The 13,355-nt window shown below is 44.9% G+C and carries 4 protein-coding genes; all 4 read left to right on the forward strand.

What is annotated here, in order from left to right; all coding sequences use genetic code 11:
• Positions 1-301 precede the first annotated feature (301 nt).
• The 4 genes from K6V21_RS09695 to K6V21_RS09710 all read left to right on the forward strand — a co-directional run bounded on the left by K6V21_RS09695 (position 302) and on the right by K6V21_RS09710 (position 13,042).
• A complete protein-coding gene (locus K6V21_RS09695) occupies positions 302-3,991 on the forward strand; it encodes a glycoside hydrolase family 2 protein (protein ID WP_224321627.1) in 3,690 nt (1,229 codons plus the stop codon).
• A gap of 54 nt (positions 3,992-4,045) precedes the next feature.
• Positions 4,046-6,643, forward strand: coding sequence for a xylan 1,4-beta-xylosidase (gene xyl3A, locus K6V21_RS09700; protein ID WP_224321628.1), 2,598 nt, complete (start codon positions 4,046-4,048; stop codon positions 6,641-6,643).
• Between the two features lie 185 nt (positions 6,644-6,828).
• Complete coding sequence (locus K6V21_RS09705; protein ID WP_224321629.1) at positions 6,829-10,233, forward strand: PA14 domain-containing protein; 3,405 nt, start codon at positions 6,829-6,831, stop codon at positions 10,231-10,233.
• Positions 10,217-13,042, forward strand: a complete 2,826-nt coding sequence (locus K6V21_RS09710; protein ID WP_224321630.1) for a glycoside hydrolase family 55 protein — start codon at positions 10,217-10,219, stop codon at positions 13,040-13,042. Before K6V21_RS09705 ends, K6V21_RS09710 begins: the two co-directional genes overlap by 17 nt.
• Positions 13,043-13,355: the final 313 nt, after the last annotated feature.

Consider the following 13,355-nt stretch of genomic DNA (forward strand, 5'->3'; position numbering starts at 1 on the left):
CGCTTCTATACACAGCTAAAAATAGCGAAGCGGGTACGAAGCAGGTACGAGGAGGGTATATACCTGATACGAAGCGGCTCATTTTGTTCTATTTATCGGTTACAAATCTGATTAGGGAATATGTACCTTATCCCGAAGCTGATTATCATGGCAACATAACATAATTTAAAAGTTTATTTGATGAATTGTAATGGTACCAGCTACGATTAATTGCTTTTTAATGTCTAATTAATTATTTATTTCACTTTCTGTTAATGAGTCGAGGTTACATTTGCAGAAAATAATATTATATTTTAATATCATGAAGAATTTCTATACAGTCTTTTGGACTGCCGCATGCCTTTTGATTTCATTATCCGGATATGCGCAATCTGAATGGAAAAATAATTTCTCCGATCAGGGAGAAATACTGAAAACAGTAGGACGGGGTGAATGCAGCATTGCAGACGGGGTGTTCCGTTCAAAAGGTTCTTATGCTTGTTTCGGTAATCCTGAGTGGAAGAACTATACCATGTCCTTTAAAGCGCGCGCTCCCCAAGAAGCGGAACAAGTTCAAATCTGGGCAGGATTTCGTGCCAATAATCGTTTTGATCGTTATGTAGTCGGTATAAAAGGCGGATTGCAAGATGATTTATACCTGATGCGCATGGGATATATGGGTACGGATGAATTTATGGGTGTTCGTCCGTTAGGATTTCATCCGGTACCGGGTCAATGGTATCAGTTAAAAGTAGAAATCTGTGGTAGCCGTATTCGCGTTTTCTTGAATGATGAGAAGGAACCACGGATGGATATCACAGATAAAAACAGCAATTTGGCGCCTTCCGGTCCTGTGACTTTGGGAGGCGGTTGGATTGAAACAGAGTTTGATGACCTTGTTGTTACTCCGTTGGAAGAAAATGCATTGAACAATGTGAAAGTTGCAGAATATCGCAAAGTGGCAACGCAACAAGAAAAAGAAAGCAAGCGCCAGCTTGAAAGAGCAAATTATGCGTCTGTGAAAGTGAATAAACTGGAGGAAGGACGCACGGATATTTCATTGGATGGTAATTGGCTCTTTATGCCCGGATATCAGTTGGACGATAAAGAGAAAGCTGTATCCACGGCTACGGACGATAAGAATTGGCATGTAATGTCTGTGCCTAATTTCTGGAACCCAATCCGTATCTGGTTACATGGAGAAACCATGCCCTCACCTACAGGCCCTCAGCCCAAAGGAGTCTCGGATACCTATTATCAGCAGGAAACCGATCGTTGCGAGGGCTATACATTCGATTATAGAAAGACGAACGCTGCCTGGTATCGTCAGTGGATAGAGCTACCTGCTGGCATTGAAGGTAAAAATGTGACTTTGACTTTTGATGCTGTTTCAAAAGTTGCGGAGATTTATATTAATGGAGAGCTGGCAGGTTCGCATATCGGTATGTATGGCGAAATACAAGTAGATGGAAGCAAGTTACTGAAACCCGGCAAAAATCTGGTAGTAGTGAAAGTGACCCGTAAGGCGGATGGAAGTGCTTCTGAAAACGGTAGTGCAGCTATTGATTTCTTCTATTCTTCTGTTCGCGAAAGTGAAAAAGAAGGCGGAAAGGTAGCTATGAAGAACAATATCCTGAAAGATATAGCACATGGATTTTATGGCGATGAGCCTGCAGGTATCTGGCAGCCGGTAAAACTTACTATCACCAACCCGGTGAAGGTGGAAGATGTCTTTATTAAACCTACTCTGGAGGGAGCTACTTTTGACCTGACGGTAAAGAATCATAGCGGTAAGAAGAATCAGTTTGATCTCTATACTGACATTGTGGACAAAGAGACCGGTTCTGTGCTTTACAGCAGTCTTTCTTTGCAAAAACTGGTGCTGAATGCTGATGAAGAAAAGATGTTCACTTACAGTGTAAATGGACTTAAACCTCGTCTCTGGACACCTCATCATCCCAATCTATACGATTTCCGCTTTAGGCTGGTTACTGCCAAAGGTGTTGAATTAGACTGTCTGGCAGAAACTTCCGGTTTCCGTACTTTTGAGGTGAAGGAAGGGTTGTTCTTCCTGAACGGTAATCGCTACTGGTTGCGTGGTGGTAATCATATTCCGTTTGCCCTTGCTCCGAACGACTTGAATCTGGCTAATACTTTCATGCAGTTGATGAAAGCTGGTAACATAGATGTCACCCGTACTCACACCACTCCGTGGAATAAACTTTGGATGGGAGCTGCTGATAAAAATGGTATTGGCGTTAGCTTTGAAGGTACTTGGCCCTGGCTGATGATTCATTCCACCCCGCTTCCTGATGCAAAACTGATTGAGATGTGGAAGGAAGAATTCCTCACCTTGCTGAAAAAGTATCGTAACCATCCTTCACTGCTTTTCTGGACGGTGAATAATGAAATGAAGTTCTACGATAATGATAATGACCTGGAACGTGCTAAGGAGAAATACCGTGTGATTTCGGATGTGGTAAAAGAAATGCGTCGCATTGATCCTACACGCCCCATTTGCTTCGACTCCAACTATCAGGCAAAGGGCAAAAAGGAAAAGTATGGTGCTGCCTTTATGGATAGCATAGATGATGGAGATATTGATGATATGCATGCGTATTATAACTGGTATGATTTCTCACTCTTCCGGTTCTTCAACGGAGAATTCCAGCAGAGGTTTAAGATGCCCGAACGTCCGCTTATCAGCCAGGAGATGTCAACCGGATACCCGAATAATGAAACCGGACATCCTACCCGCTCTTACCAGCTGATTCATCAGAACCCTCAATCCCTGATAGGCTATGAATGTTATGACTTCTCAGATCCTAAGTCATTCCTTAACGTGCAGGCGTTCATTACCGGAGAATTGGCTGAAGCGCTCCGCCGTTCCAACGATCAGGCATCGGGTATCATGCATTTTGCCCTACTCACCTGGTTCCGTCAGGTTTATGATTATCAGAAGATTGAGCCATATCCAACGTATTACGCTTTGAAGCGTGCTTTGCAACCTGTATTGGTAAGTGCCGAGTTGTGGGGACGTAATCTTTATGGTGGAGATAAGCTGCCGACACGTATTTATGTAGTAAATGACCGCGAGGATGGTACAGCCCTGAAACCTACTTTATTGCGTTGGGAAGTACAGGATGAAACCGGAAAGAAACTGGTTTGGGGCAGTGAGGAACTCCCGGCTGTGAAGCATTATGGACGCTACTATATTGAACCGAATATCCAATTACCGGTTAACTTGCCGGCCGACAAGGTGAAAGCTAAATTGGTATTGAAGTTGACTGAGAATGGCTTACCGGTATCGGAAAATGAATATAACTTGCTGTTGGCCCGTAAAGACTGGAACATCAACCAAGTAGCAGAAGGTAAAAAAGTGCTTCTTCTGGATAAAGAGGGTATGAAAGACAAATTTGATTTCCTTCATATAAACTATCAGGCGGTTTCTACTATAAAAGAAATGATGAACCCGAAACTGAAAGCTAACCTTTGCATTATTTCCGGATTGACCGAGTGTACGAACGAAGAAAAAGAAATGCTTCGCTCTTATCAGTCAAAGGGAGGAAAATTGCTTTTACTGAATAGTAAAGAAGTTGCGAAGACCATTTATCCGGAACATATCACGAGTTGGATTATCCCGACAGAGGGTGATATCGTGAATATGGAACGCAATGATGCACCGGTGTTTGATGGTATTGATGTATTGGAACTGCGTTATTTCAATAATAATAAGAGAGAAATTCCTTTGGCTTGTAATGCTACCCTGAAGGTAAACCGGAATGAAAACCTGATAGAATTGGCAGGGCAGATGAAAATACATGCCTATATCGATGGTGGAAAGCCGGAAGACCGTATTCGTAAAATCGATTCGATGCGGGGGTTAACCTTATTGCAGATAAAGGATGGAAAGGGATTGGCTACAGTTTCTACCATGTGTACGGAAAAAGCTGATACCGACCCGATAGCTGGAAAGCTGTTAGTGAACATGATAAATGAATTATTGAAATAGCAAGCAACGAATAGTTTGATACGATTCTGATTTTACTGATACAATCAAAATACTATGGTCAAGAAAATTCTGATATCCTTTTGTTTGAGTGCTGTAGCCCTGGTGGCTACAGCACAAAATGAACCCTACAGAAACCCGGATTTATCACCTTCCGAACGGGCGTGGGACTTGTTGAAACGTATGACTCTGGAAGAGAAAATCAGCCAGATGAAAAATGGCTCGCCAGCCATTGAGCGCCTTGGAATACCGGCATATGACTGGTGGAATGAAGCACTGCACGGAGTGGCGCGCGCCGGAAAAGCAACTGTTTTTCCTCAGGCGATAGGACTTGCCGCCACTTTTGATAATCAGGCGGTTCATGAAACCTTCAGCATCGTATCGGATGAAGCCCGTGCCAAATACCATGATTTTCAACGTAAGGGTGAGCGGGATGGTTACAAGGGATTGACGTTTTGGACTCCGAATATTAATATATACCGTGATCCGCGTTGGGGACGGGGCATGGAAACTTATGGTGAAGACCCGTATTTGACATCTCTGATGGGATTGGCCGTAGTGAAAGGCTTGCAGGGGGATGGCACCGGAAAATATGACAAGACACATGCTTGCGCCAAGCACTATGCCGTGCACAGTGGCCCGGAATGGAACAGGCATAGTTTTGATGCCAAGAATATTTCCCAGCGCGATTTATGGGAAACCTACCTGCCCGCTTTTAAAACTTTGGTGACGGAAGGGAAGGTAAAAGAGGTGATGTGTGCTTATAACCGCTATGAAGGAGAACCGTGTTGTTCTAACAAGCAATTGTTGATTCGTATCCTGCGCGAGGACTGGGGATATGATGATATTGTGGTTTCAGATTGTGGGGCTATCGGAGATTTCTACTATCCTGATCATCATGAAACCCACCCTACGGCTGCTGCAGCTTCGGCTGACGCTGTTGTTTCAGGGACAGACCTGGAATGTGGCGGTAGTTATTCTTCTTTAAATGAAGCGGTACGGAAAGGACTGATATCAGAAGACAAAATCAATGAATCGGTTTTCCGTTTATTGCGCGCTCGTTTCCAGTTGGGCATGTTTGATGATAATACACTTGTTTCGTGGTCTGAAATACCATATTCGGTGGTAGAGTCAAAGGAACATGTAGCCAAGGCTTTGGAGATGGCACGTAAGAGTATGGTATTACTGACTAACAAGAATAATATCTTGCCGTTGAGTAAATCTGTTCGTAAAGTTGCCGTGCTGGGTCCTAATGCCAATGACTCCGTGATGCTTTGGGCAAACTATAATGGTTTCCCTACTAAGTCTGTCACCATCCTTGAAGGCATTAGAAGTAAACTTCCCGAAGGAGCTGTATATTATGAGAAAGGCTGTGATTTTGTAAATACACAGACTGTTTTTAGCTACTTCGACTGTTGCTCGTATGATGGGAAGAAAGGCTTTAAGGCAACCTTCTGGAATAATAAGGAATTGGAAGGTGAAGCGGTGGCTGTCGGTCATTTTAGTGAGCCGCTGAACTTTGGTAATGGGGGCAACACCGTATTTATGCCGGGAGTAAATTTGCACGATTTCTCGGCGCGCTTTGAGTCGGTATATACCCCGAAGGAGTCCGGCGAAGTCTCTTTCATTATTTCTGCGGATGATGGTTCCCGGCTGTTCATTGATGGAAAAGAGGTTTATTCTGAGTGGCATAATGGAGCTACAAGAGAGAAAATGTATAATCTGAATGCAGTGAAAGGCAAAGCCTATAAGGTTGTATTAGAGTATTTCCAGGCTGGCGGAGAAGCTTCATTGAAATTTGATATAGGTATTAAGAAAGAAATAAATTATAAGGAAGTGGCCGATAAAGCGGCTGAAGCTGATGTGATTATCTTTGTTGGAGGGCTTTCTTCTTCACTGGAAGGTGAAGAAATGCCGGTGGACCTTCCCGGGTTTAGAAAAGGTGACCGCACCAATATCGATCTGCCTCAGGTGCAGGAAGAGATGCTGAAAGCTCTGAAAAAAACAGGTAAACCGGTTGTTTTTGTCTTATGTTCCGGCAGTACGCTGGCATTACCTTGGGAAGCGGAAAACCTGGATGCGATTATTGAAGCATGGTATCCCGGTCAGCAGGGAGGAACAGCCGTTGCAGATGTCCTGTTTGGTGATTATAATCCTGCCGGACGCTTGCCGCTTACTTTCTATGCATCGAGCAGTGATCTACCCGATTTTGAGGACTATGATATGAGCAACCGTACATACCGCTATTTCAAGGGAAAACCTCTGTTTCCTTTTGGACATGGATTGAGCTATACCACTTTTGACTATGGTAAGGCTAAGGCGGATAAGAAAATACTTCGGGCAGGTGAGGGGTTGACTTTAACCATACCGTTGAAGAACATCGGTAAACTGTCGGGAGATGAAGTTGTGCAAGTCTATCTGCGTAATCCCGGTGATAAGGATGGGCCGATTAAAACATTGAGAGCTTTCCGCAGGATTTCTCTGGAAGCTGGTCAGGCGGAAGATGTTCTGTTTGAATTGCCCGCCTCAACATTTGAATGGTTTAATCCGGCTACAAACCGCATGGAGGTTCTTCCTGGTAAGTATGAACTGCTCTATGGCGGAACTTCGGATGAGAAAGCGCTACAGAGACTAACAGTTACGTTGAAGAAATGAAACTCTGCATTTTGCAATGATATTTAAACGCTATTTGAACAATCCTTAACTACCTGTAGGTAATCTACTGACTACTACGTAGTAGTTGGCAAACTACCTATAGGTAATCGGGTAACTACTTATAGGTAGTTTTATCACTTATCCCGCACGATTCGTAATAGATTGAACCTTTAACACTGATATTTATGAAGAAGTATTTTCTTTTTATGTTCTTTTTCCTTTTTGTCCTTTCTGTTAATGCCGGAGAAGGAAGATATACCCTCCCGTTGACAGGAGGAGGCTGGTCGCTATGGCTCGATAAGGAAGCGAACTGGCAGAACGATCGCCTTTACCTTCCGCACGAGATAACTGACTTGTCTTTGCTGCCTGTGAATCGTCCCACAGGTGGCTGGCAGGTTTTGAGTAATAATCCTGATGCCGTCTCTGTCGGAGTACCGGGTACGGTGGAAGAATATCTCACCGGTTCTGATAATCCCCGTCCGGAAGATTTCCGGGGAGTCAGTTGGTGGTATCGTAAGATTAAGATTCCTGCTGACCAGAAGAATAAACGCTTTATAATTTACTTTGAATCAGTCAGAATGCGTGCAGAAGTTTATCTTGACGGTAAACTCATGGCTTACGACCTGATTGGTGAAACTCCTTTTCAGGTAGACATTACCGATGAGGCCAAGCCGGGGACAGAACAATTACTGGCAGTACGTGTCACCAATCCCGGAGGTAATTTCCATTGGCAGGATTTTGATATACTGAAATGGGGCGAGTATAATATTCCTCCTGCAAGAAGTTTCAGTGGAATTATCGGCAGGGTCAGGCTGGAGAGTGTGAACCCTGTGTTTATTTCTGATATTTATATGCAGAATACTCCTGAGTTGACAAAAGTAAATGCTATTGTTTCTTTCACTAACGAAACGCCTGCTGATGTGAAGCAGGATGTTGAACTTACAGTGAGCGAAAAAGCGAATCCTGATAAAGTTGTGTTCCGGCAAACACTGAAAAAAGTTTCTTTTCCTTCGGGAAATCATGAGGTGACAATACCTGTAAATGTCCCCGATGCCAAGCTATGGGACCTCTCAACCCCAGAGTTGTATACCTGCAATATTCAGATAAAGAAGGGTAAAAAGATACTCGATCAGGACCAGAAGAACTTCGGTTTCCGCTGGTTTACCGTAGATGGCGTAGGGAAGGATGCAGTATTACGTCTGAATGGTCGCCGCGTGATGCTGAGAAGCGCAATCAGTTGGGGATACTTTCCGGTTACGGGATTGATAGCAACGACCGAGATGGCCGAAAAGCAGATTCTTACGGCTAAGAAGTTGGGCTTGAATATGTTGAATTTTCATCGCTGCATAGGTAGTCCGGTGGTTCTTGAAAAAGCGGATGAGTTGGGATTACTCTATTATGAAGAACCGGGTTCATTCCATTCAGCCAATCATGACCCGTTTATCCGTACAATTGTGAATGAGAAACTGAAACGTATGGTTCACCGTGACCGTAGTCATCCGAGTCTCGTAATCTTTAATCTGATTAATGAATTTGGCGGCCGGTTGTCACAGGATAAAGAGCTTGTTGCTAAGCGTATGAATGATATGCGTGAGGCACATGCTGTAGACCCCAGCAGAATTATGACGTTTACGTCCGGTTGGGCAGGCAGTGAAGACAAAGAAGAGGATTCCAAAGCACACATGTTGCCGTTTGACACGACGTTGTACCGGAAAGGATGGCACGATAATCATCGTGCCGGAGGGCCGGAGACTTGGGTGGAAAATTACTATAAAGGACCGAAGGATAATATCATGTATACCGGCAACCGAACAGAAGTCTTTCTGCGAGGTGAAGAAGGAGCGATATCTACTCCTCCCCGCATTCAGTTGATAAATGATGAGGTAGAACGTACCGGTAAGACCGGCTGGGATGGCCTTTTCTGGAAAAGCCAGTATAAGGCTTTCACTGATTATTTCCAGAAGAAAGGGCTGGCGTCCCACTTCGGTACTCTTGATGATCTGACACGTTCTATGGCTAATGTGTCATTCGAACATCAGGGCAGGCGCATTGAGGGGATGCGAATGCAGAATCTGGGTGATGCCTACATGGTGAATGGCTGGGAAGCGATGCCTTATGACAATCATTCCGGCATTGTAGACATCTACCGCAATCCCAAAGGGGATGCTTCTATATTGGCGTACTATAACCAACCGCTGTATGTAGCCGTTGCTTCGCGCAATCAGGTTGTAAAACTCCCGGGCAGTGCAATCGTAGATTTCTATATCGTGAATGAGAAGAACCTGAAAGGCAATCATACTCTGGAGATAAAAGTGATTGCTCCCGATGGAAAAGTGGTTTATACCCGGAATGAAACAGTCAGCATCGAAGGCGGTGAAACGTTTGGACAGCTTTTGCTGGAGAATGTGGAGGTTCCCGTAAATGGTAAAGAAGGAACTTACCGCATACTGGCTGATATAAAAGCTGATAATCAGCAGATATGCGCCCAGGGGCACGATGAAGTAGTAGCTGTAGGCTGGCAGGCAAATGACCTGGCTGGCAATGGAGCTTATTATGGAAGTGAGAATGATAAAGTGGCCGCTTTCTATAAGGAGACTACCGGAAAAGAACTTCCGGCCTTTACTTCCGAAACCGGTAAATTGGACTGGCTTGTTGTGAACCGTTCATCGTTGGATGAACCTGTTGTCATACCATCAGACTTTTTCAAGGATAAGAATGGAAATTCCACTTTGAAAGCCACCTGGTATAGTGAACCAGATATGAATATTGTAGCTTCCATTAAGCCGGATGCGGAGCTTAACCGGACTTTTGTAGACGGTGCGCAGCCTGATGAATCTGTTCCTGCCAATCAGCCTTTCTCGGTAATATGGGAAGGTGAACTATATCCGCCTGAATCCGGACAGTATTTGCTGGGTGTTGAAACCAATCGTGGCGTGCGTATGTACGTTGACGACAGACAGCTGATTGATGAGTATTATAATGCTTCTCCTATGAAGCAGGACAGACCTGTGGTTATGGAGGCCGGAAAGCCGGTTAGGGTGAGGGTGGTGTATCGCCAGACTCATCAGTCCGGTCAGATACAATTGAAATGGTCCCGGCCGAGTGCAACCGCCATTGCTCCGCAAAAGTTATTTGAGCGGGTGAAGAATGAGGGTACCACTTTGATTTTGCTTGGCTCCACCGAAACCTGGATGAAGGCTGTGGCAGAATATACGAATACTGTATATAACGGTTATTATAACGTCGGAAAGAACTGGATTGGCGGAATTCATTTTGTGAAAGAGCATCCTTTGTTTGCAGGGCTTCCGGTGAACGTTGCCTTGAACTGGCCTTACCAGGCGGTAGTGAAGAATGGCGACCAGAGGTTTGGCTTCCGTATGCAAGGAGAAGAATTGGTAGTTGGTTCCTATCGGAGCACTCCGTTTGAGTTAGGCACAGCCGTAGGAATCATTCCTTGTGGAAAAGGAAAGATTATTTTCTCTTCACTGGATATTGCAGACAATCTGGATGACTCGTCGGGACCTGCAGAAGTGGCTAAGAAAATATTGTGTAACTATATCAAATACTCTTTTCATGAAAACATCTTCTAAGTTAGGGGCGGCGGCTATATTGATTCTGCTGGCGTTGCTCCCTATGAACATTGCCTGTGCGCAAGCACAAAAACAGCAAGTACTTCAGCAGAGTATCAAAACCACTTATCCGACAAAAGACTGGGCGATATCCGACTTTGTTGTGACCGACCCTGCCTTCGGTGCCAGGGCCGAACCGGGATTTGACAACAGGGCTGCTTTCCAGGCGGCTATTGACGCTGCTTATGAAAGCGGCGGCGGGGTAGTGTATATACCTGCCGGAAATTATGAATTCCGCAGTACGCAGCTCGGTACAAAGAATGTCAGAGTTCGCCAAGGCCGTTCGGAAAGCAAGAAAGACTTCCACTTTGAATACGTTTTGCGCCTCCATCCCGGAGTACAACTTCGTGGCGACTGGGCTAATCCGGAGGCCAATAACGGAAAAGTTCTCGGAACCATTCTTGAAGTACGTGTCGGCAAAGATGCACCGAACTATGACGGAAGTGTTGAAAGCTGGTGGAACGACGGACAGGCGGACAATGCACTTCGCACGACCTATACGAGCATAGCTGACCGGTTCATCGAGATGAATGCAGGCACCGGAGTTACTAATCTCTCCATCTGGTATCCTGAGCAGGACATCAATGATGTGAAGCCCTATCCGTGGACGTTGTTCCAAACCCAGGGAGACTGTGCTACGATAGAGCATGTCACTCTCGTCAACTCTTACAACGGCTTTAATTCTGCGCCGAGTGAGTTGCACTATGTGCTGGATAGTTATATCACAGCCCTGAACAAAGGTATCGAAGTGCACGTATGTACCGATATCGGGCGTATTGAGAATGTCAGGATAAGTCCTGAGTATTGGGCTAAATCCGGTCTTCCGGGAGCACCTTCTCTGGCTGACGTAACAGCCTATACAAAAGCGAACGGCACGGGATACCAGATGCACCGTTCGGACTGGGAGTATGTTTCTTATCTGCATGTATCAGGTTACAAGACAGGCGTATGGATTGGGCGTGAACCCGGTTTTGCCGATGCCCCGAACGCTCAGTTGTATGAGGTGCATGTAGATAATTGCGGGAATGGATTGTATGTGGAAGATGTCAATCCGTATGGCATACTTATATCCAATTCTTCTTTTGGAGCCGCCAAAGATGGCAATGCCGTATACTTTTACAAAGATTTCAGCACATCGGTACAATTCAATGGGGTGGATTTCAACGGACCTGTTGTAAGTGATGGCAGCGATGGAGTCGTGTCGTTTGAAAGCTGTACGTTTAGTGAATACAGGGATTATGCCCTCAAGATGAACAGTGGCAATGCATTGTTGTCTCAATGTGATTTCAAGAAGAATGCCGGACATGTATATCTCGGCGCGGATATGCATACGCTGAAATCGGTTAATTCGGGCTATAAATGCAATCTGAGAGTTGATAATCACAGCACTTCGGCTAAAGTAGAAGTGATTACGGGGAAGAAGTACTTTTTTGAACCCATACCTAAAAACGTAAAAACAAATATAGATGTGCACCCGAGACCGGCATCGGATAAAGTATTGAAAGCAGATTTGGCAAGAGCAACGGGCTTTAATAATAACCGTCCTGTGAAAGATGTATCGGCTGAACTGCAATCTGCACTTGATGCGGTGAAAGCTGCTGGTGGCGGTACGCTCTACTTGCCTGCCGGAAGGTATCTGGTGGACAATCCTATCAAAGTTCCTTCGGGAGTTGAATTGAGGGGCTCATGGGATGTGCAACATCACACGCAAAGTGGTGGTACTGCTATATTTACCAACTATGATGGCGGAGCTGCCGGAGAAAAAGGTGCTTCACTTATACAACTTGAAGCGGGTGCCGGCATCAGGGGCATTACGCTGGCACAGCTCAATATCGCTTCTGATGGCTACAGTGTATCAAACCCGCGAAAGACTCCATTTTTGATACAGGGACAAGGCCCCAAAGTGTATATAATCAATGTAACCATAGCAGTAGGCGACAAAGGTATAGACCTGGCTTCATATGACACCAGTGGCCACTATGTCGATTATCTGGGTGGTGTGCCTTTAAGGGCAGGTATCTGGGTTGGCGGCGGAGCCGAAGGTGGATTCATCCGCAATATGCAGTTTAATCCTCATTATGGGTCGAGGCTTCCGGAAGGAGGACAAGGGTATCCGGAGGTATTTATGATGCGGTTTGTGCAATCTAATTGCAGTGCGCTTAAGTTTGCGGATGTCAAGAACCAGACTATTTTCAATAATTTCGTTTATGGTTCGGTATACGGAATACATTTCCTGAAAGATGCAATAACCGGTAAGTATCCGGGCAAGATGACCGTTATAGGACATGGCTCTGACGGATGCACCTATTCTTTGTTTGTAGAAGATGCGGATAAGAATACGAAGATCGTTACGGTTAATTCTGAGTTGGTTAATACTAAGATTCCCAATGAGCCGGTGCGGTCGTATGTTCTCATGGGAGATGAAGTTAATACCGGTAAGGTTCATCCTGATGCCCAACTTATCTTGTACAATAGTGCATTCTGGGGAAGTCCTGTTTTCGGGGCGATTATAAACAATGGTATTGTGTCATTCCAACAGGCCAATTTCACACGTTCCGGTACACAGGGTGTAGATGTCAGAGGTGGTAAAGCGCATGTGTATACTTCTTATTTCGCTCAGAAAATAGCAGAACCGACCGCCGGAGATGGTGGGTATGCAAGACTGGGGGGACAGGGTAAATCAATAGAACTCACTAATAACTACTATATCTCCGGATTGCGGTTTAATAAATCGGGAGAGGGACTGATTTATGGTTCTGATAAGAAGTAGTGTGTTGGTAGGGTTAATTCGTTTCTGTGCAGATATAAATGAAGTGATATACTGAGTATCTTCATTCCCCTCCTCCAGTCGGAGGAGGGGTGCCCTTTAGGGCGGGGTGGTAGGTGAGAAAGAATTCCTTATTTTTATGATTAATAGGTATTTTATTGTTTTACCTACCACCTCCCCCCGTTGGGGTACTCCTCCTCCCGAGAGGAGGAGAATTAAGATAGTACTGCTTAATCATTAGCTTCTTTTCTTATCAATAATGAATTGAATTCAACGACTGATTCACATTATCTAATAAAAGGTGAAAGCCTCAGTA

Origin of the sequence: Bacteroides cellulosilyticus (genome assembly GCF_020091405.1) — a bacterium.
In the GTDB taxonomy this organism is placed as follows: Bacteria; Bacteroidota; Bacteroidia; order Bacteroidales; family Bacteroidaceae; genus Bacteroides.